Source organism: Phenylobacterium sp. LjRoot219, from assembly GCF_964252995.1.
Lineage (GTDB): Bacteria > Pseudomonadota > Alphaproteobacteria > Caulobacterales > Caulobacteraceae > Phenylobacterium.
On the sequence record NZ_CAXUQI020000001.1, the window covers coordinates 722,886 to 744,215 of the forward strand.

Here is a 21,330-nt window from a genome sequence, read left to right on the forward strand (position 1 = left end):
CGGGGCGAGCGGTTCAAAAGGCTCAGACCAGCCGGTCGGCCTTGCGCAGTTCCGGGAACAGCCGGGCCCAGAGCACGGTGATCCCGAGCGCGCCGATCCCGCCGAACAGCGCCGCCCCGATCGGCCCGAGGAAGCGGGCGACCACGCCGCTCTCGAACTCGCCGAGCTCGTTGGAGGCGCCGATGAACACCGAGGACACCGCCGCCACCCGGCCGCGCATCACGTCGGGCGTCACCAGCTGAATCAGCGTCTGGCGGATGTAGACGCTGAGCATGTCGGCCCCGCCCAGCACCGCCAGCGCCGCCACCGACAGCCACAGGGTCTTCGACAGTGCGAACACGCAGGTCGCCAGGCCGAAGACGGCGACGCCGCCGAACATGTAGCCCCCGGCGCGGCTGCGGATCGGATTGGCGGCGAGCCACAGGGCGATCACCGTCGCCCCCATCGCCGGGCCGGCGCGCAGCAGGCCGAAGCCTTCGGGGCCGACATGCAGCACGTCGCGGGCGAACACCGGCAGGAGCGCGGTGGCCCCGCCCAGCAGCACCGCGAACAGGTCGAGCGAAATAGCGCCGAACACGATCCGCTCGCGCCAGACGTAGGCCAGCCCCTCCTTCATCAGCGTCCAGCGCGACCCGGCCTGGCGCTCGGGCTTGGTGTTCTTGCGGATCGCCGCGACGAACAGCGCCGAGACCGCATAGAGGATCAGCGCCGTGACGAAGGCGTGCGCCGGGGAGATGGCGACCAGGATCCCGGCGACCGCGGGGCCGGCGATCGAGGCCGACTGCCAGGCCAGCGAGTTCCAGGCGATCGACCGCGGCAAAAGTTCGCGGGGCACCAGCATCGGCCCCATGGCGGTGTTGGCCGGGGCGAAGAAGGCGCGCGCCGCGCCGAACAGGGCGGCGACCAGCAGCAGCAGCGCCGGGGTGGCGAAGCCGCGCCAGGCGGCCAGCGTCAGCACCAGGGCGGTGACCATCTCGCCGGCCAGGCAGGCCAGCGCCACTTTCCGCCGGTCGTAGCGGTCGGCCGCCTCGCCGGCCGGCAGGGTGAGCAGGAACACCGGCACGAAGGCGGCCAGCCCGATCATCCCGACCAGGAAGGCCGACTGCTCGACGCTCATCGTTTGCCGGGCCAGGGCGTACATGTGCCAGCCGAGCGCCACGCTCTGGATCTGCGCGGCGAACGCGCCGCACCAGCGCGAGCCCCAGAACAACAGATAGTCGCGCTCCTTCAGCAGGGCGCGGGCGGAGGGGACGGCGTCGGAGGGGAGCTCAGCCATGGGGTCGCGAACCTGCCGCGCGCCGGGCCTGACGGCAACCGCGCGGTTGACGCGCCGGGCTTGTGGCCGTACTGCGCGCGCTCCCGCCGGCGCGGAGACTGTCATATGCGACGATCAAGATCCGCCTGCGCCTCTGGCGCGCTCCGCTGAACCCAAGGCCGAAGCGCGCTGCGCCGGCCTCTCCCGACGCCGCCGCAGTTCCAAGGTCCATGTCCGTAGAGCCCAGCCCGAGCCTGTCCGCGCTCAGCTTCACTCATGAAACCCCGGAAGATCAGTCCGCGATCGAGGCGCTGCTCGACCGCGCCTTCGGGCCTGGCCGTTTCGTGAAGTCGTCCGAGCGGGTGCGCGAGTTCGCCGACTTCGCGCCCGAGCTGTCGTTCTGCGCCTGGATCGACGGGCGGCTGTCGGGCGTGGTGCGGATGTGGCGGGTGCAGGTCGGCGATACGCCGGCGGTGTTCCTGGGCCCGCTGGCGGTCGACACCGATCAGCGCAGCGGCGGCGTCGGCGGCCTGCTGGTCGAGCGCGCCTGCGAGGCCGCCCGGGCGGCCGGCGAGGCGGCCGTGCTGCTGGTCGGCGACGGTCCCTATTTCGCCCGCTTCGGCTTCGCCGCCGAACCGGCGCGCCAGGTGCGCATGCCCGGCCCGGTCGACCAGCGCCGGGTGCTGGTCCGCGCCTTCGCCGAACTGGGCGAGGACTTCGCCGGCAGCGTCGAGGCGCGCTGAGCCGGCTTGAGGCGGCCGCCCGCGCCGCCTACCTTCCCGCCATGGGCGCGAAGCAGGACAAGCCGGGGCTGGGAGACATCGTCGCGGCGGCGCAGGCCGCCAACGGCGGATCGAAGGCCCGCGGCCTGCCGCCGGTGCACCTGTGGAATCCGCCCAACGTCGGCGAGATCGACATCGTCATCCGCAAGGACGGGACCTGGGTGCACGAGGGCGGCGTGATCGGCCGCGAGGCGCTGGTGCGGCTGTTCTCCACCGTGCTGCGGCGGGATCCGGACGGGATCTATCTGGTCACCCCGCACGAGAAGCTGCGCATCGCCGTCGAGGACGCGCCGTTCGTCGCCGTGCGGGTGGATCGCGTGGAGGACGGCGCGCTGCGCTTCCTGACCAATGTCGGCGACGAGGTCGAGGCCGGGCCCGACCACCCGATCCGGGTGGAGACCGACGCCGCCGGCGAGCCACGCCCTTATGTCCACGTGCGCGGCGGGCTGGAGGCGCTGATCACGCGGCCGGTGTTCTACGAACTGGTGGATCACGCCGAGGAGCGGGCGACGGCGCGCGGCGCCGAGTTCGGCCTCGCCTCCAACGGCGCCTGGTTCCCGATCGGCGCGGTCGAGGCGCAGGCCCAGTGAACGAGACCACGCGGGCGGCGGACATTCGCGACTGGATCGGCCATCACCTGGACCCGCTGGAGGACCGCGAGCCGGTCGACGGCGTGCACATCGAGCCGGACGTCGCCGAAATGCTCGACGGGCCGCCGATGCCGGCGGCGGTGCTGATCGGCCTGGTCGAGCGGCCGCGCGGCTACACCGTCCTGCTGACCCGCCGGGCCGACACCCTGCGCCGGCACACCGGCCAGATCGCCCTGCCGGGCGGCCGCCGCGACCCGGGCGAAACGGCCTGGGACACCGCGCTGCGCGAAGCGGAGGAGGAGGTCGGGCTGGACCGCCGCTACGTCTCGCTCGCCGGACTGTCGACGCCGATGGTGACCCACAGCGGCTACCTGATCACCCCGGTGGTCGGCTTCATCCGCCACGGCTTCGAGCTGCAGCCCAATCCCGACGAGGTCGCCGACGTCTTCGAGACCCCGTTCGGCTTCCTGATGGACCCGGCCAACCACCAGGTGCACCACCACGACTTCGGCGAGGGGCGGACGCGGCAGTACTACGCCATGGTCCACGACGAGCGCTTCATCTGGGGCGTCACCGCGGAGATCCTGCGCTGCCTCTACCACCGGCTTTATGGCGCGGCGCTCGCGTGACCGACACGCTCGGACAGCTGCCGTGGATGACGGCGCCGGCGACGACGGCGGTGTTCGACGCGCTGGAGGCGGCCGGCGGACCGGACTGCGCGCGCTTCGTCGGCGGCTGCGTACGCAACGCAGTGATCGGCCAGCCGATCGCCGACATCGACGTGGCCACCTCGCTCACGCCGCAGGCGGTGATCAAGGCGCTGAAGGCCGGCGGCGTGCGCGCCGTATCGACCGGCGTCGAGCACGGCACGGTGACGGCGGTCTTCCAGCACCATCCGCTCGAGGTGACGACCCTGCGGCGCGACGTCGAGACCGACGGCCGGCGGGCGGTGGTGGCCTTCACCACCGACTGGCGCGAGGACGCCGAACGGCGCGACTTCACCTTGAACTCGCTCTACGCCAGCCGCGACGGGAAGATCTTCGACCCGACCGGGCATGGGGTCGCCGACGCCCGCGCCGGCCGCATCGTCTTCGTCGGCGATCCGGAGATGCGGCTGCGCGAGGACCATCTGCGCTCGCTGCGGTTTTTCCGGTTCCTGGCTTGGTACGGCCGCGGCGAGCCCGACGCTGCGGCGATCGCGGCGATCACCGCGCTGAAGGACCAGGTGGCCAGCCTCGCCGCCGAACGGATCTCCACTGAACTCTTGAAGCTGCTCGCCGCGACCGATCCGCGCCTGGCGGTGCGGCTGATGCAGCAGACCGGGGTGCTGTCGGTGATCCTGCCCGGGCCGCTCGACCTGGCGCGTTTCGAGGCGCTGGTCGGCCTGGAGCTGGCGCGGTCCGAGACCCAGCCGCTGCTGCGGCTGGCGGCGCTTTTGCCCGACGCGGCCGACGAGGGCGCGCGGACCGCCGCGCGACTGCGACTGTCCAACGCCGAGCGCGACCGGCTGGCGGCCGCGCTTCAGCCGGCGCCTGAGCTCGCCGCCGGCCTCGCGCCGCACGCGGCGCACGCGGCGATTTACCGGCTTGGCGGCCAGGCCTTCGTCGATCGCGTGAAGCTGAACTGGGCGGCCGCTGGAGCCGACGAGGCCGACGGCTGGCGGGATCTGTTGGCGATCGGCCGCGACTGGACCCCGCCCGTGCTGCCCGTGAGCGGAGCAGACGTGCTGGCGGCCGGGGCGCCGAAGGGGCCGAAGGTCGGCGAAACGCTGCGGGCGCTGGAGGCCTGGTGGATCGACGGCGACTTCGCCGCTAACCGCGACGCGGCGCTGGTGAAGTTACAGGAGTTGGTTGCGTGAGACTGGGGATCCTGAAGACCGGCGCGCCACCCCGGGGCGTCGACCAGTTCGGCTCCTATCCCGACATGTTCCGCCAGCTGCTGGGCGAGGGCGCCTACGAGTACGCGGACTTCGCCGTCGACGAGGGCGAGCTGCCGGCGCGGCCCGAGGCCTGCGACGCCTACCTGGTCACCGGCTCCTCCAGCGGCGTCTACGACGGCACGCCGTGGATCGGCGAGCTGATGGGCTTCCTCAACGCGGCCAAGGGGCGGGCGGCGCTGGTCGGGATCTGCTTCGGCCATCAGGTCATGGCCCAGGCGTTCGGCGGCAAGGTCATCAAGTCGCCGAAGGGCTGGGGCGTCGGCGAGCAGACCTATGACGTGCTGCGCCGCGAGCCCTGGATGGACGAGGTGGCCCAGATCCGGCTGCCGGGGTCGCACCAGGACCAGGTGGTCGAGAAGCCGCCGGCGGCCGAGGTGTTCGCCGCCTGCGACTTCACCCCGTTCGGCGCGCTGGCCTACCGCGACCAGCCGGCGATCTCGCTGCAACTGCACCCGGAGTTCGAGCCGGACTACGCTATCGCCCTGATCGAGAACCGCCGCGGCAAGCTGTTCAGCGACCAGCAGGCGGACCAAGCGGTGGCTAGCTACCAGGCGCCCGACGACCGCGCCCGGGTCGGCGGCTGGATCCGCGACTTCCTCGCCCGCACCGCGGGCTGAGCCGGCCTACCAGCCGCGGGGGTTGTAGCCTTCCGGGGCCTTGCCGTGCGCGCCGACGCTGCGCCAGCGGCCTTCCTCGGCCTTGTGCACATATTGCTCGGCGATCAGCCAGGCCTTCACCGGCCGCAGCGTCGCCAGACAGCCGCCGATCAGCGCCGGGGCGACGACGGCGAACTGCGCCCAGATCGGCGGCTGCGCGACCACCGCCCAGATCGCCCAGACGGCGGTCACCAGGATGCCGACGCCGGTCATCACGAAGAAGGCCGGGCCGTCGGCCGGATCGGCGAACTTCAGGTCCAGCCCGCACGCCTCGCACGCGTCGGCGACGGTCAGGAACCGGCTGAACACATGGCCTTCGCCACAACGCGGACAGCGGCAGCGCAGCCCTGCGCTGATGCTCGACGGGGTTTTGAACTCGGTGGTCATCCCAGCGACCCTTCCATACAATGCTGGACGCAATCCATACATTACGTAGATATTGTATGGAATCTTGGCGAGGGTGCAAGGGTGGCTGTCACCGAGGGAAGCTGGCTGGATCGCGCGCGCGGCCAGGACGGGCCGATCTACTTGGCGCTGGTGCGGGCGCTGGAGCAGGCGATCCGCGCCGGCGAGCTGCAGCCCGGCGACCGGCTGCCGCCGCAGCGCGCGGTGGCCGAGCGGCTGGGCGTCGACCTGACCACCGTGACCCGCGCCTACGCCACGGCCCAGGCGCAGGGCCTGGTGGAGGGCGCGGTCGGCCGCGGCACCTTCGTCCGCGCCCGGACCGACGACGACGACCCGGGGCTGGTCGACCTCAGCATGAACCTGCCGCCGCCGCCGAAGGGGCTGTCGCTCGGCCGGTTGCTGCGCGAGACGACGGCGGCGATCCTCGAGCGCGCCGACGCCGGCATCCTGATGGCCTACCACCCGGGGTTCGGCACGGCCGGCCAGCGCGCGGCGGGCGGCCGCTGGCTTGAGCCGACGCTCGGTCCAGTCGCGCCCGATCGGCTGCTGGTCAGCCCGGGCGCCCAGGCGGCGCTCGCCGCGGTGTTCGCGACCATCTGCCGGCCGGGCGACGCGGTGGTCTGCGAGCCGCTGACCTATCCCGGCTTCCTCGGCGTCGCCCAGCAGTTGGGCCTGCGGCTGATCGCTTGTCCGGCCGACGAGGCCGGGCTGATCCCCGAGGCTCTGGAGGCGCTGTGCCGACGGGAGCGGCCGAAGGCGCTCTACCTGGTGCCGACCATGCAGAACCCGACCGCCGCCACCCTGCCGCCCGCGCGGCGCGAGGCGCTGGCGCGGCAGGCCGTCGCCGCGGACATCTGGATCGTCGAGGACGACCCCTACAGCCGGCTGCTGCAGGCGCCGCCGCCGGCGATCGCCGCGCTCGCGCCGGAGCGCACCTTCCACGTCGCCACTCTGGCGAAGTGCCTCAGCCCCGGCCTGCGCATCGCCTATCTGGTCTGCCCGCCGGCCTGGACCGAGCGCGTCGCCGACGCCCTGCGGGCGACCGCGCTGATGCCGCCGCCGCTGATGGCGGCGGTGGCGACCCGCTGGATCCAGGAAGGCGCCGCTGAGGCGCTGCTGGCGGCGGTTCGCTCGGAGACCCGCGCGCGCCGGGCGCTGGCGGCCGCGGCGCTGCCGCTGGCCCAAGGCGGGCCGGAGAACATCCACGTCTGGCTGCCGTTGGCGGCCGGCGCCTCGGCCGAGCGGCTGCAGCTGGCCGCCCAGGCGCGCGGTCTGGCGCTGGTCACGGCGCAGGCGTTCGCGACGGCGCCCGACCACCCGTCCGGCGCGCGCATCTCGCTCGGCGGGCCCAGCCAGCGCGGAGTGCTCGACCGCGCCCTGCGCTCGCTCGCCGACGCCCTGGCCGACGGCGCGCCGCCCAGGCGCACGGTGGTGTGAGGAAATTCTAGCTCGTCATCCCGGACGGCCCTGAAGGGCCGATCCGGGACCCAGGGGCGGTGCGCGCCGCCCTGGGTCCCGGCTCTCCGCTGCGCTCCGGCCGGGATGACGGATTTAGCCTTACGGCCAAGCCACCATCGGCGGCATCGAGCTGAGGATCGACTCGATGTTGCCGCCGGTTTTCAGGCCGAACATCGTGCCCTTGTCGTAGAGCAGGTTGAACTCGACGTAGCGGCCGCGGCGGATCAGCTGCTGCGCGCGGTCGGCGTCGGTCCAGGGCTCGTCCATGCGGTGGCGGGCGATCTTCGGATAGACGTCGAGGAAGGCCTCGCCGACGTCCTGGGTGAAGGCGAAGTCGCGCTCCCAGTCGCCGGAATTGTGGTGGTCGTAGAAGATTCCGCCGACGCCGCGCGGCTCGTTGCGGTGCGGCAGGAAGAAGTACTCGTCGCAGCGCGCCTTATAGCGCGGGAACCACTCCGGATCGTGCTTGTCGCAGGCGGTCTTGAACGCCGCATGGAACAGCTTGGCGTCGTCGGCGTCCTGGCTGCGCTGCTCGTCGATCAGCGGCGTCAGGTCCGCGCCGCCGCCGAACCAGCCGGCGGTGGTGGCCAGGTAGCGGGTGTTCATGTGCACCGCCGGCACCCGCGGATTGACCAGGTGGGCGATCAGGCTGATCCCGGTGGCGACGAACCGCGGATCGGCGTCGGCGCCCGGCATGGTCGCGGCCATCTCCGGGGTGAAGCTCCCGTGCACCAGGCTGATGTGCACGCCGACCTTCTCGAAGAAGCGCCCGCGCAGGAAGCCCATCACCCCGCCGCCGCCGGCCGGCCGGTCCCAGGGCTTCAGCTCGAAACGGCCGGACTCGCCGGGATAGAGGTCGGCCGGGGCCTCGTCCTCCAGCCGCTCGAACTCGGCGACGATGCGGTCGCGGAGGCTGTCGAACCACGCCCGCGCGCGCAGGCTCTTCTCATCCAGGGCAGGGGTCTCAGTCATGGCGCAGGGGCTTAGCCCGGATAGGCGCGCCTGAGAACTCCGGGCGGATGCGGAGGGGGAGGAGACAACGCCACATAATTCGCCGTCATCCCGGCTGCAGCGAAGCGAAGAGCCGGGACCCAGGGCGGTGCGCACGGCCCCTGGGTCCCGGATCGGCCTGCGGCCGTCCGGGACGACGGGCCTTATGACGGTCCGAACCCGCCGGTCTGGCGCAGGGCCTCGCCGAGCGCCATGGCGGCGGCGTTGACCAGGTTCAGCGAACGCGCGCCGCCGATCAGGGGGATGAACAGCCGCGCGTCCGCCGCCTGATGGACCTCTTCCGGCACGCCGGCGCTCTCGCGGCCGAACAGCAGCACGTCGTCCGGCTGGAACTGGAAGCGGTGGAAGGGCTCCGCGGGTGGTGAACAGCAGCAGCCGGCCGCCCGTCCGCTCCGGGGCCTCGAGGAAGCGCGCCCAGCTGGCGTGGCGTCGGATCTCGGCCTGGTCGGCGTAGTCCATCGCCGCGCGGCGCACCGCGCGATCCGACAGCGGGAAGCCGCAGGGCTCGATTACGTCCACTGGGACGCCGAGACAGGCTCCCAGGCGCACCGCCGCGCCAAGGTTTTGCGGAATGTCGGGTTGAAAAAGGGCCAAGCGCATTCTAAGCGAACGGCCACGGATTAGGCCGGGGCGTAAAGAGACGAATCACGCGGCAAGCGTTGCGAAACATTCGCAATTCAGCTGCCGCCGATTGGTCCAGCCCGCGACCGGTCCTGGAAAAGAAACGCCCGGCCAGACCTCCTGGCCGGGTTCAAGCCTGGGCGCCCTTCGGGGGAATTGAAGGCGCGCTCAAATTCGAAGGGTAGCTTTAGGTGGCCGACACCGTCGTGGGCGATAGACCCGACCCGCACGTCTCGGGCGAAGACCCGAGCCGTCGCGACTTCATCCACATCGCAGCGGGAGCCGCCGCGGTCGGCGCTGTCGCGGCTCTGGCCTGGCCGTTCATCGACCAGATGAACCCGGCGGGCGACACCCTGGCGCTCGCCTCGATCGAGTTCGACCTGGCCAAGGTCGCCGAGGGGCAGCAGGTGACGGTGAAATGGCGGGGCAAGCCGCTGTTCGTCCGCTACCGCACCGCAAAGGAAATCGCCGAGGCGGTGAAGGACGACGGGGCGTCGATGCGCGATCCGCAGCCTGACGCCGCGCGCCACAAGCCCGGCAAGCCGCAGTACCTCGTGCTGGTCGGCACCTGCACCCACCTGGGCTGCGTGCCGACCTTCGGCGGCGGCGAGTACGGCGGCTGGTTCTGCCCCTGCCACGCGTCGGTCTACGACACCTCCGGGCGTATCCGTAAGGGCCCCGCGCCCCTGAACCTGGCGGTTCCGGAGTACAGCTTCCTCTCCGACACCAAGATCAAGGTGGGCTGACGGATATGAGCGGACACTCCACCTACGAGCCGAAGACCGGCATCGAACGCTGGCTGGACATGCGCCTGCCGGTCGTCCGGTTCGCCATGGACACGGCGATCAACTTCCCGACGCCGAAGAACCTGAACTACTGGTGGACCTTCGGCGGCATCCTGGCGATGATGCTGGTCTTCCAGATCATCACCGGCATCGTGCTGGCCATGCACTATGTGCCGCACGTCGACCACGCGTTCGCGTCGGTCGAGCGCATCATGCGCGACGTCAACTACGGTTGGCTGGTCCGCTACATGCACGCCAACGGCGCCTCGATGTTCTTCGTCGCCGTCTACATCCACATCCTGCGCGGCCTCTACTACGGCTCCTACAAGGCGCCCCGCGAAGTGCTGTGGATCCTGGGCTGCGTCATCTACCTGCTGATGATGGCCACCGCCTTCATGGGCTACGTGCTGCCCTGGGGTCAGATGAGCTTCCACGGCGCGGTCGTGATCACCAACCTGCTGGGCGCGCTGCCGATCGTCGGTGAAGCGATCACCACCTGGCTGTGGGGCGGCTTCGCGGTCGACAACCCCACCCTGAACCGCTTCTTCTCGCTGCACTTCCTGCTGCCGTTCATGATCGCAGGCGTCGTGTTCCTGCACATCTGGGCGCTGCACGTCCCGGGCAACAACAACCCGCTCGGCGTCAACGTGAAGTCCAAGGAAGACACCGTTCCGTTCCATCCGTACTACACGGTGAAGGACGGCTTCGCGATCGGCGTGTTCCTGCTGCTGTTCGCCTACTTCGTCTTCTACAACCCGAACGTCCTGGGTCACGCCGACAACTACATCCCGGCCAACCCGCTGGTGACTCCGGCGCACATCGTCCCTGAATGGTACTTCCTGCCGTTCTACGCGATCCTGCGCGCGGTGCCGGACAAGCTGGGCGGCGTGCTGGCCATGTTCGGCTCGATCGGCGTGCTGTTCGTCCTGCCCTGGCTGGACACCAGCAAGGTGCGCTCGATGCGCTATCGGCCGACGGCGAAGCTCTACTTCTTCCTCTTCCTGCTGGCGGGCGTCGTGCTTGGCTTCTGCGGCGCCAAGCTGCCGGACGATCCGGTGATCCCAGGGCTGACCAGCTTCACGCTGGGCGACGCCGACCTGAACAGCTTCGTGTGGCTGTCCCGCGTCGCGACCCTTTACTACTTCGGCTACTTCCTGGTCGTTCTGCCGATCCTCGGCCTCACCGAGACCCCGCTGCCCGTGCCGGAGTCGATCTCCGAGCCGGTTCTGTCGCACCCCGCCACCACGCCGGCCGGCGCCGTGGCGTCGCCTGAAAAGAAGGGTTGAGCGCAAGATGCTGCGTAAAGGTTTGACTCTCGCGGCGCTTGGGCTCGCCCTCATTGCGGGCCAAGCCCAGGCGTCCGGCGGCGCAAAGCACCCGAAGGAGATCGAATACTCCTTCGAGGGGCCGTTCGGCCGCTTCGACAAGGCGCAACTGCAGCGGGGCTATAAGGTCTATCGGGAGGTCTGCTCGGCCTGCCACTCGATGAACCTGATGTACTTCCGCAACCTCGGCCAGAAGGGCGGGCCGTTCTACGACCCGAAGTACCCGAACCCGAACGACAACCCGTATGTGAAGGCGCTGGCCGCCGACCTGCAGGTTCCCGACGTCGACTCGGAGACGGGCGACGCGATCACGCGGCCGGCCGGCTCGGCGGACCGCTTCCCGTCGCCGTTCCCGAACGAAGCGGCGGCGCGCGCCTCCAACGGCGGCGCCCTGCCGCCGGATCTGTCGGTGATCGCCAAGGCGCGCCATGGCGGGGCTCAATACCTCGCCTCGCTGCTGTCGGGTTATGTGGAGCCGCCGGCCGGCCTGACCGTGCCGCCGGGCCAGCACTACAACCCTTACATGGCGGGCGACGTGACGGCCTTCTGGTCGGGTTCGCATGACCACGTGCCGCCGGGCGGCTTCCTGGCCATGCCGCCGCAACTGGCGCCGGGCAAGGTGACGTTCGACGACGGCACGCCGTCGACGATCGACCAGCAAGCCAAGGACGTCGGCGCCTTCCTGGCCTGGGCCGCTGAGCCCAAGATGGAAGAGCGCAAGGCCTTCGGCTTCGGCGCGATGATCTACCTGCTGCTGCTGACCGGCCTGCTGTACGCCAGCTACCGCCGGATCTGGCGCAACGTGGCCCACTAGGCCGCGGCGCAGGTTTGAGCCTTCAGGGCCCGTCGGAGCGATCCGGCGGGCCCTTTTGCTTGGCCAGCAGCAGCTCGCCGCCGGCGAAGTCGAACCGCAGGCGGTAGTGCGACAGCACCGGCCCGCCGATCTCGCCGACCGCATCCAGCTCGGCGCGGGACGCCAGCCCGCTGGGCTGGGCCTCGAACAGGTCGCCGGCGAAGGACAACGCCCGCAGCCGCGGCCGCACCGCGCCGTCGGGATAGAGCGCCTCGCGCTCGGCCGCGCCCGGCGCGTCGGCGAGGTCGTCGCGCAGCCGCACGGCGGCGTCCGAGCCGGTCGCCAGCACGAAGTCCCCGCCCAGCACGCGAGCGCCGTCAGAGACCTCGGCAGGGGCTGTCGGCCGGCCGCTGCGCCAGGTCAGTGGCAGCCGGACCGCCGGGCCGAACGAAGGCGCCTCGCCGGCGGCGGTGATCGCCACCCGGCACGGGGCGAACTGGACGTCCAGCACCCGTCCAGCCAGCACGTCGGCGCCGATCACCCCGGCGACCGGGGTCGGCAGCGGCCGCAGCCGCGCGTCGAGCTTCATCACCTGCACCGGCCGGTCGGCCAGCTCGAGACCGGCCAGCCGCACCGAGCCCTTGAGCTCGGTCTCGGCGTAGCCCGCGCCTTGCGCCTGGGTCTCGGCCAGCAGGGTGCGCGGCGCGCCGGTGTCGAGCACAAAGTCGCCGGCGACGCCCATCACCTCGGCGGGGACCACCAATACGCCGGCCTCGTACCAGCACGCGGTCTCGCCGGCGCGCGCAGCGAGCGGCCAGAGGGCGGTGACGGCGAGGAGCAGGGCTGAAGGGCGCACGGACGGCGCAACATATCGGAGCGGCGATCGATCCGCGACCGGACCGTGCGGCGCCTTACGCCTGCCCCGAAGGGGCGGCAAAATGCGAGGCGCATGGCTTCCTACACCCGCGCCTGGCGCAACTTCAAACGGATGCAGGATATGACCGTCGTGGTCGCCAGCCTGATCTACGCGGCCGCGGCGGTGCATGGCTTGAGCCGGCTGCCCGGCGGCGAGGCGCTGGTGCTGCGCTGGGTCCTGCTCTGGCCGGCGATGTTCCTGGTGGCGTCGCTGATCGCGCCGCTGCTGATCAGGCCGGTGCGGCGCGGGCTGACCCGCTACGTCTGGATGAGCTTCCAGGCCGGCTTCGGCCAGACCCCCGGCTCGATCGTCACCGGCCTGCTGCTGCTGCTTGGCGCGGCGCTGTTCATCTACTGGCAGGTCGCCTCGGTGGCGGTGACCGGCGCCTACCGCGCCAACGTCTTCTCGGCCTACGCCGCCGGCATCGGCATCCTCGCCGCCCAGGCCGTCCTGGTGCGCGACCTCGAGCGCCGGCCGGAGGTGCGGGCGCTGATCGAGGAGCGGTGAGCCCTCCTGTTGCTTCTTTCCACCCGTCACGGCCCGGCTTGTCCGGGCCGTCCAGCCCAAAGCGCCGGCTCCAGCCGTAGCGGAATGACGTTGGGATGGGTCGCCCGGACAAGCCGGGCGATGACGGAAGAAGTGTATGGCCCGCGCGGTTCGTCGATCGAAAGCCCGGACCCGGCGGCGCCGGCCTAGACCTCGCCGCGGGCCCCGCCGCTGCGCGAGAACAGCGCCAGGGTGCGCAGCCGGGCCAGTCGCGCGCTGTCGGCGTCATAGTCGGCCCGCCGGTCGGAGACGAAGCCGTGGCCGGCGTCGTAGAGGTAGATCGGCAGCTCCGGGTGGCGGGCGCGGATCTCCTCGACCTTCTCCGGCGGGATGGTCGGATCGGTCTTGCCGAAGTGCAGGATGGTCGGGACCTTCGGCGTCTCGTCGAGCAATTCGCTGATCCGCCGGCCGTAGAAGCAGGACGCCGCGGTCAGGCCGTCGCAACGGCAGGCCGCCAGCCAAGCGGCCGCTCCGCCCCAGCAGAAGCCGGTGACGAAGACGTTGGCCGCCAGGGCGTCGATCGCCGCCTGCAGGTCGCCCTGCACCTGGTCCCAGGGCGCGGCCTGCGACAGCTCGCGGCCCTGTTCGATGCTCTGCGGGCTGTAGTCGGCGGTGAAGCCCGGCGCGACCCGGTCGTAGAGCGACGGGGCGATCACCTCGTAGCCGTCCTCGGCGAAGCCGTCGCACAGCTCGCGGATGTGCTCGGTGACCCCGAAGATCTCCTGAACCAGCACCAGCCCGCCGCGGCGGGCGTCGCGCGGCGGCGCGTGATAGGCGGCGAACTCGAAGCCGTCGAAGCGGCTCTTCAAGCGGATCGTCTCGCCCATCGCAGGTCTCCTTGGCAAAGGGCTAAACGCCCCCTCAGTCCGCTGCGCGGACAGCTCCCCCGCTGCGCAGGGGAGCATCTTGGCGCCCAGATCCTCCACCGCGAAGCGGGGGAGGTGGATCGCGCCGCAAGGCGCGAGACGGAGGGGGCGTTTAGCCTAGACGTTGAAGCGGAAGTTCATCACGTCGCCGTCCTGGACGACATACTCCTTGCCTTCCTGACGGAACTTGCCGGCCTCGCGCGCGCCCGCCTCGCCCTTCAGGCGGACGTAGTCGTCGTAGGCGATGGTCTCGGCGCGGATGAAGCCCTTCTCGAAGTCGGTGTGGATCACGCCGGCCGCCTGCGGGGCGGTGTCGCCCTTGTGGATCGTCCAGGCGCGGGCCTCCTTCGGCCCCACCGTGAAGTAGGTCTGCAGGCCGAGCAGGTGATAGGCCTCGCGGATCAGCTTGTTCAGGCCGGGCTCGGTGAGGCCCAGGGTCTCCAGGAACTCGGCGCGTTCGGCCGGGTCCAGCATGGCGATCTCGCTCTCGATCTGGGCGGAGATCACCACGTGGTCGGCGCCGTCCCGCTTGGCGCGCTCTTTCACTTGGCCGGACAGCTCGTTGCCGGTGGCGGCCGAGGCCTCGTCGACGTTGGAGACGTAGAGCGCCGGCTTGGAGGTCAGCAGCTGCAGCATCCGCCAGGCCTTGTCGTCCTCGGCGGACACCTCGGCCTTGCGGGCCGGGCGGCCGGCGTTCAGCTCGGTCAGCGCCAGCTGCACGAGGCGCAGGGTCTGGGCGCTTTCCTTGTCGCCGGTCTTGGCGCGCTTCTCGAGGTTGGAGACGCGCTTCTCCAGGCTCTCGAGGTCGGCGAGCATCAGCTCGGTCTCGATGGTCTCCAGGTCGGCGAGCGGATCCACCTTGCCTTCGACATGGGTGATGTCGTCGTCGATGAAGCAGCGGGCGACGAAGGCCACCGCGTCGCAGTCGCGGATGTTGGCCAGGAACTGGTTGCCCAGCCCCTCGCCCTTGGAGGCGCCCCGCACCAGGCCGGCGATGTCGACGAAGTTCATCCGCGCCGGGATGATCTCCTTCGACGGAATGATGGCGGCCAGCGCGTCCAGCCGCGGCTCGGGCACCGCCACGTCGCCGGTGTTGGGCTCGATGGTGCAGAACGGATAGTTCGCGGCCTGGGCCGCGGCCGTCTGGGTCAGCGCGTTGAACAGCGTGGACTTGCCGACGTTCGGCAGGCCGACGATGGCGACTTTCAGAGCCATGTTGTCTTTCGGGGTCCTTCTCGAAGCCGCGGGAGGTAGCATGCGGACCCCTCGCGCTCAAACCCGCGCGCGCGTTGCCCGGCGCGCCGCGCAACGGCTAAGGTCCGCGCCACCCCACGAGATCCGGAGAAACGTCCATGGCGATCACCCTCTATGAGGCGACCGTGCCGAACTTTCTGCAGGTGCTGGGCGGGATCCGCGGGGTGCTCGACAAGGGCCTGGCGCACGCCCAGGCGACCGGCGTCGAGCCCGACAGCCTACTGGAATGGCGGCTGGCCGAGGACATGTTCCCGCTGTTCCGCCAGGTGCTGCTGACTGCCAAGCATTCGGCCGGGGCGCTGGCCAACGTCCGCGACGGGGCCTTCAGCTTTCCGCAGTTCGACGCGGTCGGCTACGCCGGCCTGCAGAAGGCGATCGCCGACGCCGAGGCCGAGCTGTGCGGATGGACGCCGGAGGCGGTCAACGCGCTCGAGGGCAAGGAGGTGCTGTTCGAGGTCCCCAGCGCCCGCCGGGTGTTCTCCGCCGAGGCCTTCCTGTTCTCGTTCTCGACTCCGAACTTCTATTTCCACGGGGTGACCGCCTACGACATCCTGCGGGCGAAGGGCGTCCCGGTCGGGAAAATGGACTACCTGGCGGGGATCCGGACGGCGCTCTGACCGGCGGAAGATTTCACAAAGGTGTCACGCCCGGGGAAGGTTTCGGCAAGCCTGGGGAACTAGCGATGCTGCACCGCAACATGGTGCCGCAATGTTCCGACCTCTCAATTCCAGGCTTTCCCTCGGCGCGCGCCTGACGCTGCTCTGCGCCGTCTTCAGCGCGCCGATCCTGCTCCTCGGCGGGCTGCACCTGCACAGTCAGGTCGGCCAGCTGGCGTTCTCCGCTCGCGAGGTCGCCGGCGCGCACTATGTCCGCGACATCTGGCGGGCGATGCGCAGCGGCAAGCCGCTGGCGGCGAGCGGCGGGCGGTTCGCCGACGCCGCCGCCTACCGAGCCTACGCCGCCGCGCCCGAGGGGGCGGCGCGCGCCGCGGCCGGCGCGGCGCTGATCGGCGCGGTCGCCGACGGCTCCAACCTGACGCTCGACCCGGAGCTCGCCAGCTTCTACATGATGGACGTGGTGACGGTCCGCGCGCCGGCCCTGGTCAGCGCCGCCGCGGCGCTCGACGACGCCGCCACCCGCGGCGACCGCGACGGCGTGCTGTTGGCCCGCTCGCGGCTGCTGGCCAGCGCCGCCGAACTGCAGCGGTCGATGAGCAAGAACCCCGACCCGGCGGCTCGGCGCGCACTCGCCGGCCCGGCGGCGACGCTCGCCCGCGCCGTGGCCGAGGCCGACCGGGAGGCGGCCATGGTGCTGAGCGGCTTCGCTTTCTCGGTCCCCTCGTCGGCGATGGTCGGCGCCGAGGCCGACAAGCTGTTCAACGCCAGCGCCGGCGAACTGCAACGGCTGCTGGCGGCCCGCGTCGCCCGGCTGCAGTTGCAGCTGGCGCTGCAGTTGGCGGTCGCCGGCTTGGCGGTCGCGGCCGCTGCGACGCTGGCGGGCGCCGTGGCCGTCGGCCTGCGCCGGCGCTTCGCCGAACTGCTGGGGGCGATCGACCGGCTGAACGCCGGGCGCACCGACATCGCCATCGCTTGCGTCGCCGACCGCAACGAAACCGGCCGTATCGCCGGGGCGCTGCACGCGTTCCGCGACGGGCTGCTGGAGCGGGCGCGGCTGACTGAGGAGGCCGAGCGGACCCGGCTGGCGGCGGATGCCGAGCGCGCGGCCAGCGAGGCCGAGCGGGCCGAAGCCGTCCGCCGCCAGTCGGAGGTGGTGCAGGGCCTTGCCGCGGCGCTGGCCGGACTGTCCGGCGGCGACCTGACGGCGCGGATCGACCAGCCGTTCGCGCCCGAGTACGAGGCGCTGCGCGGCGACTTCAACGCGGCCATGGAGACCCTGGAGCGGACCCTGGGCGCGATCCGTGCGGGCGCCGGGGCGATGGAGACCGGGGTCGGCGAGATCAGCCAGGCCTCGGCCGACCTGTCGCGTCGCACCGAGCAGCAGGCCGCAAGCCTGGAGGAGACCGCCGCGGCGCTCGACCAGATCACCGCCACCGTGCGGGCGACGGCGGAGGGCGCGGAGGCGGCGCGGGCGCTGGTGGGCAAGGCCAGCGCCGAGGCGGCCGCGAGCGGCGAGGTTGTCGACCGGGCGGTCGCCGCCATGCGCCAGATCGAAGGCTCGGCCGGCGAGATCGGCCAGATCATCGGGGTGATCGACGAGATCGCCTTCCAGACCAACCTCCTGGCGCTGAACGCCGGCGTCGAGGCCGCCCGCGCCGGCGAGGCCGGCAAGGGCTTTGCGGTGGTGGCGTCCGAAGTGCGCGCTCTGGCCCAGCGCTCGGCCGACGCGGCGCGCGAGATCAAGGGCCTGATCGCCGCCTCGCGCAGCCACGTCGGCGAGGGCGCGGAGATGGTCGGGCGCGCCGGCGAGGCGCTGCAGCGGATCGCCGCTCAGGTGACCGCCATGACCACGGTGGTCGCCGAGATCGCCGCCTCGAGCCAGGAGCAGGCCAGCGGCGTGCGCGAGGTCAACGTTGCAGTGCAGCAGATGGACCAGATCACCCAGCAGAACGCCGCGATGGTCGAGGAGAGCGCGGCGGCGAGCGGCGCGCTGGCCGGCGAGGCCCGCGCCTTGGCGGAGCTGATCTATCGCTTCCGGGTGGGCGGGCAGGCGCCGACCGCTGAGCCTGTGGCGGCGCGGCTCAGCCGCGCGTCCTGACCTCAGTGCGCGGCGTCCGCCGCCGCGTTCGCGGCGGCGGTCGTCCCGCGCGGCTGGCGCAGCAGCAGCACCAGCGGGATGCACAGCAGGCCGATCACCACCAGCAGCCGGAAGTCGTTCACATAGGCCACCATGGTCGCCTGGCGATTGATCTCGGCGTCCAGCGCCATCGCGCCCTGCAGCGTGTCGGGCGACAGGTAGGGCGGCAGGCCGGCGCGGAACACCGGATCGTCCGGCCGCACGTGCGCGGCCAGCGCGGCGTGCATGCTCTGGCTGTTGGTCGCCGTCACCGCCTGGGTGATGGCGATGCCGACGCTGCCGCCGAGGTTGCGCAGCAGGTTGCTCATCGACGAGGCGTCGGCGCGCAGCGCCGGGCTGATGGTGGCGAACGACAGGGTGGCGAGCGGCACGAACAGGATGCCCTGGCCGACGCCCTGCAGCAGGGTCGCCCAGACGATCTGCCGGCCGGTCATCGACAGGTCGAACTTGGTCATCTCCCAGAAGCCCAGCACGATCAGGCTGAGGCCCAGGGTCACCAGGATGCGGCGGTCGACCAGCGCGTCCACCCGCCCGATGATCTGCAGGATCACCAGCATGATCACCCCGCGCGGCATGCTGAGCACGCCGGAGTACATCACCGAATAGCCCAGCACCCCCTGCATCATCAGCGGCATCAGGGTCAGGCTGGAGAACATCAGCACGCTGAAAAAGAAGCCAAAGATCGTCGCGGTGACGAAGTTGCGGTCGCGCAGCAGCGCCGGCGGGAACAGCGGCTCGCTGGCCGTCAGCGAGTGGGTGACGTAGATCCAGAAACCGCTCGCGGCGACCAGCGTCCAGGCCCAAATCTCGCTGGACGAGAACCAGTCCTGCGACGGCCCGCGGTCCAGCATCAGCTGGAACGAGGCCACCGCCACCGCCAGCGAGGCGTAGCCCAGGAAGTCGAACCGCCGCGGCGCGGTCGCCTCCTTCGGCAGGAAGATCCACAGCAGCAGGAAGGCGGCGATCCCGGTCGGCACGTTGATGTAGAAGCACCAGCGCCAGGAGAAGTCCTCGGTCAGGTAGCCGCCGACCACCGGCCCGACCACCGGGGCGACCACGGCGGCCATGGTGAACAGCGCCATCGCCCGCCCGAACCGCTCCGGCGGATTGATGTTGAGCAGCACCGCCTGGCCCAGCGGCATCACCGGCGCGGCGAACACGCCCTGGAGGACGCGGAACAGCACCATCTCCGGCAGGCTGGTGGCGATCCCGCAGAGGATCGAGGTGGCGGTGAAGCCGACGATGCTGACCAGCAGCATCAGCTTCAGCCCGAACCGGGCGGCCAGCCAGCCGCAGATCGGCGTCGTGACCGCGGTGGCCACGATGTAGGAGGTGATCACCCAGGTGATCTGCTCCGGCGACGCCGAGAGGCTCGCCAGCATGTGCGGCATGGCGACGTTGACGATGGTGGTGTCGAGCGCGCCCATCACCGTGGCCAGCATGATCCCGAGGGTGATCGGGCCGCGGCTGGCGGCGGAGATAGCGGTCACGGCGCCCGGCGCGCGGCGTGGCGCAGCTGTTTCACCTCGGCGTCCCCCTCTGGTCGGCGCGTTGGCCGGCGCCCCGGCGTCTTGCCGTCAAAAGGTCCGCGGCGTCCAGGCCCTTGCGGGCGAAGCGCGGCCGCCGCCGGCAAAGCGTAGCCCGACACACGAATGTGAGCGCTGCGCGCCAGGGGGCGTGCGAGGCTGTTCGCCCGTGGGCGCAAGGTCCGGTGCGGACGATGGCGAGGCGACGAAACTGGCTGCTTGGCGCCTTGGAGCCGGCGACCCGCGCGCGCTTCGAGCCGCACATGCGCGACATCAAGCTCCCGCGCGGCCAGGTGCTGCAGCGGGCCGGCGACGAGGTCGCCAAGGTCTACTTTCCTGAAGGCGCGCTGATCGGCGTGATCAGCACCATGCCAGCCGGCGAGGCGGTGCAGACCGGGATGATCGGCTGGGACGGCGCCTTGGGGGTCTTCGAGGCCTGCGGCACGCGCCAGAGCGCCCTCCAGGCCGAGGTGCTGGTGGAGGGCGAGGCCTGGGTGATGACGGCGGAGGACTACCGCCGCATGTACGACGCCTCGGAGGCGCTGCGGGTCGCGGTGCACAAGTACGTCGAGATCCTGCTGACCGAGGCGCGCCAGTTCGTCGCCTGCAACGCCCTGCACGCCGTGGAGGCGCGGCTCTGCCGCACCATCCTCGAAGCGCTGGAGCGCAGCTGCGATGGCAGCCACACCCTGCCGGCGACCCAGGAAGCCCTGGCGCAGATGCTGGGCGTGCAGCGCACGACCGTCACCGCGGCGGTCTCCGCGCTGCAGGCGGCCGGCGCGCTGCGCACCGCCCGCGGCCAGGTGGAGGTGCTGGAGCTGAGGGTGATCGAGCAGGCCGCCTGCCCCTGCCGCGAGGCGTTGAAGGCGGCGCGCGGGGCGATCTACGCCGCCGACGACAAGACCTGCGACGCCTAAAGCGCGACGAGCCATTCTCCGCTCATACCGACGAAGGCCGGCGCCCAGATTCGGCCTGAGCGCTTCGTGGGTTTCACCTGGGCCCCGGCCTTCGCCGGGGAGAGCGGTCCGTAGGATCTGACCCAGGTCTGGTCAGGCGGGCGGCTAGGCCGCCGTCGCCTCCAGCACCATGACGTCGAGCAGGAAGGAGCCGTCCGGCTCGATGGCGAAGTGCCCGCGGACCTCGTCCGACGCCTGCCGCTGCAGCGCCCGCACCGCCTCGACCTGGACGGGCGGCGTGCGCATGCGCTCGGTCCAGCTGGCGAACTCCATGCGCAGCCGCAGCCGGCGGACCGCCTCGACGGTGAAGCCCGCCCGCCCGACCGCGGCGGTCCACTCGGCGATCGTGTAGTCGCGCACGTGGCTGGTGTCGCGCAGCAGCTCGACCGCCTGCAGGTGGCTGTCCAGCAGCGGCCGCCCCGGGGCGACGACGTCGATGAACACCGCCGGCGCCCCGGCGCGCGTCACCCGCCGGGCCTGGCGCAGGCCGCCGTCGAAGTCACGCCAGTGGTGGGCGCTGAAGCGGCAGGCGACGAAGTCGAACGAGGCGTCGTCGAACGGCAGCTGCTCGGCCGCCGCCAGCTCGGTCGTAATGTTGGCCGCCCCGCGCGCCGCCGCCGTCTGGCGCACCGCCGCCAGCATCTCCGCCGACAGGTCGCAGGCGACCACGGCGCCGGCGTGCGGGGCCAGCCGGTAGGCGACGTGGCCGCCGCCGCAGCCCAGGTCCAGGGCGCGGGCCGGGCGCGCCTGGGCGGCGATCGCCTCCAACTGGTCGAGATCCGCGCCGGAGGCGTGGACCGCGCTCTGCACATAGGCGGCGGCCTGCGGGCCGAACTGGGCGTCGACGACGGCGTCGTGGGCCCGGGGGCGGTCTTGGGTCATGGCGAGCTCC

Annotated in this window: 21 protein-coding genes and 2 pseudogenes; 13 read left to right on the forward strand and 10 right to left on the reverse strand. The window is 71.5% G+C overall.

The genetic code is table 11. The annotated features are described in order from the left end of the window. Positions 1–22: 22 nt before the first annotated feature. Positions 23–1,276: an MFS transporter gene (locus tag ACSQ14_RS03540; protein ID WP_436009787.1), complete on the reverse strand. Its 1,254-nt coding sequence runs from the start codon at positions 1,274–1,276 to the stop codon at positions 23–25. 209 nt (positions 1,277–1,485) lie between these two features. Here ACSQ14_RS03540 and ACSQ14_RS03545 point away from each other — a divergent pair, with 209 nt between their 5' ends. Genes ACSQ14_RS03545 through ACSQ14_RS03565 form a run of 5 tightly spaced genes read left to right on the forward strand, consistent with a single transcriptional unit; the run spans position 1,486 to position 5,183 of the window. Beyond that, positions 1,486–1,998, forward strand: coding sequence for a GNAT family N-acetyltransferase (locus ACSQ14_RS03545; protein WP_436009789.1), 513 nt, complete (start codon positions 1,486–1,488; stop codon positions 1,996–1,998). Positions 1,999–2,039: 41 nt separating this feature from the next. Continuing rightward, positions 2,040–2,627 carry a DUF1285 domain-containing protein gene (locus tag ACSQ14_RS03550; RefSeq protein WP_436009791.1) on the forward strand — a complete coding sequence of 196 codons (588 nt, stop codon included), beginning with the start codon at positions 2,040–2,042 and terminating at the stop codon, positions 2,625–2,627. Further along, positions 2,624–3,256, forward strand: a complete 633-nt coding sequence (locus ACSQ14_RS03555) for an NUDIX hydrolase (protein WP_436009793.1) — start codon at positions 2,624–2,626, stop codon at positions 3,254–3,256. The genes ACSQ14_RS03550 and ACSQ14_RS03555 overlap by 4 nt, the downstream gene beginning before the upstream one ends. Then, entirely contained in the window at positions 3,253–4,485 is a 1,233-nt protein-coding gene (locus ACSQ14_RS03560) for a CCA tRNA nucleotidyltransferase (RefSeq protein WP_436009795.1), read from the forward strand. Before ACSQ14_RS03555 ends, ACSQ14_RS03560 begins: the two co-directional genes overlap by 4 nt. Continuing rightward, entirely contained in the window at positions 4,482–5,183 is a 702-nt protein-coding gene (locus ACSQ14_RS03565; RefSeq protein ID WP_436009797.1) for a glutamine amidotransferase-related protein, read from the forward strand. The genes ACSQ14_RS03560 and ACSQ14_RS03565 overlap by 4 nt, the downstream gene beginning before the upstream one ends. Before the next feature lie 6 nt (positions 5,184–5,189). On the opposite strand, the gene ACSQ14_RS03570 is transcribed toward ACSQ14_RS03565, so the two are convergent. Next, positions 5,190–5,609 carry a DUF983 domain-containing protein gene (locus tag ACSQ14_RS03570; protein WP_436009799.1) on the reverse strand — a complete coding sequence of 140 codons (420 nt, stop codon included), beginning with the start codon at positions 5,607–5,609 and terminating at the stop codon, positions 5,190–5,192. 81 nt (positions 5,610–5,690) lie between these two features. Between ACSQ14_RS03570 and ACSQ14_RS03575 the strand changes: the two genes are divergently transcribed. Continuing rightward, positions 5,691–7,064 (forward strand): PLP-dependent aminotransferase family protein, encoded by a 1,374-nt coding sequence (locus ACSQ14_RS03575; protein ID WP_436009801.1) that lies wholly within the window; start codon positions 5,691–5,693, stop codon positions 7,062–7,064. A gap of 14 nt (positions 7,065–7,078) precedes the next feature. Here the strand turns inward: ACSQ14_RS03575 and ACSQ14_RS03580 are convergent. The 3 genes and pseudogenes from ACSQ14_RS03580 to ACSQ14_RS03590 form a co-directional block, all read right to left on the reverse strand. Beyond that, positions 7,079–7,172 (reverse strand): annotated as a pseudogene (locus ACSQ14_RS03580) (hypothetical protein); the annotation flags it as partial. A 12-nt stretch (positions 7,173–7,184) separates the two neighbouring features. Further along, positions 7,185–8,057, reverse strand: coding sequence for an oxygen-dependent coproporphyrinogen oxidase (gene hemF, locus ACSQ14_RS03585; RefSeq protein ID WP_436009803.1), 873 nt, complete (start codon positions 8,055–8,057; stop codon positions 7,185–7,187). Between the two features lie 182 nt (positions 8,058–8,239). Next, a pseudogene (locus tag ACSQ14_RS03590) lies at positions 8,240–8,696 on the reverse strand (tRNA (cytidine(34)-2'-O)-methyltransferase). A gap of 212 nt (positions 8,697–8,908) precedes the next feature. Between ACSQ14_RS03590 and petA the strand changes: the two are divergent. The 3 genes from petA to ACSQ14_RS03605 are packed head-to-tail and all read left to right on the forward strand — an operon-like array spanning position 8,909 to position 11,641. Further along, positions 8,909–9,463: a ubiquinol-cytochrome c reductase iron-sulfur subunit gene (gene petA, locus ACSQ14_RS03595; protein ID WP_436009805.1), complete on the forward strand. Its 555-nt coding sequence runs from the start codon at positions 8,909–8,911 to the stop codon at positions 9,461–9,463. Positions 9,464–9,468: 5 nt separating this feature from the next. Next, positions 9,469–10,788: a cytochrome b gene (locus tag ACSQ14_RS03600; RefSeq protein ID WP_436009807.1), complete on the forward strand. Its 1,320-nt coding sequence runs from the start codon at positions 9,469–9,471 to the stop codon at positions 10,786–10,788. A 7-nt stretch (positions 10,789–10,795) separates the two neighbouring features. Continuing rightward, positions 10,796–11,641: a cytochrome c1 gene (locus tag ACSQ14_RS03605; RefSeq protein WP_436009809.1), complete on the forward strand. Its 846-nt coding sequence runs from the start codon at positions 10,796–10,798 to the stop codon at positions 11,639–11,641. Positions 11,642–11,663: 22 nt separating this feature from the next. On the opposite strand, the gene ACSQ14_RS03610 is transcribed toward ACSQ14_RS03605, so the two are convergent. Beyond that, complete coding sequence (locus ACSQ14_RS03610) at positions 11,664–12,476, reverse strand: aspartyl protease family protein (protein WP_436009811.1); 813 nt, start codon at positions 12,474–12,476, stop codon at positions 11,664–11,666. Positions 12,477–12,569: 93 nt separating this feature from the next. Here ACSQ14_RS03610 and ACSQ14_RS03615 point away from each other — a divergent pair, with 93 nt between their 5' ends. Beyond that, the gene (locus ACSQ14_RS03615) at positions 12,570–13,043 is read left to right on the forward strand and encodes a hypothetical protein (protein ID WP_436009813.1); all 474 of its coding nucleotides are present in this window, start codon (positions 12,570–12,572) and stop codon (positions 13,041–13,043) included. A gap of 185 nt (positions 13,044–13,228) precedes the next feature. On the opposite strand, the gene ACSQ14_RS03620 is transcribed toward ACSQ14_RS03615, so the two are convergent. Both ACSQ14_RS03620 and ychF read right to left on the reverse strand, forming a co-directional pair. After that, complete coding sequence (locus ACSQ14_RS03620; protein WP_436009815.1) at positions 13,229–13,909, reverse strand: dienelactone hydrolase family protein; 681 nt, start codon at positions 13,907–13,909, stop codon at positions 13,229–13,231. Positions 13,910–14,065: 156 nt separating this feature from the next. Further along, positions 14,066–15,163 carry a redox-regulated ATPase YchF gene (ychF, locus tag ACSQ14_RS03625; protein WP_436009817.1) on the reverse strand — a complete coding sequence of 366 codons (1,098 nt, stop codon included), beginning with the start codon at positions 15,161–15,163 and terminating at the stop codon, positions 14,066–14,068. Positions 15,164–15,300: 137 nt separating this feature from the next. Between ychF and ACSQ14_RS03630 the strand changes: the two genes are divergently transcribed. Both ACSQ14_RS03630 and ACSQ14_RS03635 read left to right on the forward strand, forming a co-directional pair. Continuing rightward, a complete protein-coding gene (locus tag ACSQ14_RS03630) occupies positions 15,301–15,819 on the forward strand; it encodes a DUF1993 domain-containing protein (RefSeq protein WP_436009819.1) in 519 nt (172 codons plus the stop codon). Between the two features lie 91 nt (positions 15,820–15,910). Beyond that, entirely contained in the window at positions 15,911–17,917 is a 2,007-nt protein-coding gene (locus ACSQ14_RS03635; RefSeq protein WP_436009821.1) for a methyl-accepting chemotaxis protein, read from the forward strand. 2 nt (positions 17,918–17,919) lie between these two features. Here the strand turns inward: ACSQ14_RS03635 and ACSQ14_RS03640 are convergent, their stop codons facing one another. Further along, complete coding sequence (locus tag ACSQ14_RS03640; RefSeq protein ID WP_436009823.1) at positions 17,920–19,446, reverse strand: DHA2 family efflux MFS transporter permease subunit; 1,527 nt, start codon at positions 19,444–19,446, stop codon at positions 17,920–17,922. Positions 19,447–19,676: 230 nt separating this feature from the next. On the opposite strand from ACSQ14_RS03640, the gene ACSQ14_RS03645 reads away from it, so the two are divergent. Beyond that, a complete protein-coding gene (locus tag ACSQ14_RS03645; protein WP_436009825.1) occupies positions 19,677–20,399 on the forward strand; it encodes a Crp/Fnr family transcriptional regulator in 723 nt (240 codons plus the stop codon). Between the two features lie 144 nt (positions 20,400–20,543). Here ACSQ14_RS03645 and ACSQ14_RS03650 read toward each other — a convergent pair whose 3' ends face one another. Beyond that, positions 20,544–21,320 carry a class I SAM-dependent methyltransferase gene (locus ACSQ14_RS03650; protein ID WP_436009827.1) on the reverse strand — a complete coding sequence of 259 codons (777 nt, stop codon included), beginning with the start codon at positions 21,318–21,320 and terminating at the stop codon, positions 20,544–20,546. Positions 21,321–21,330 lie beyond the last annotated feature (10 nt).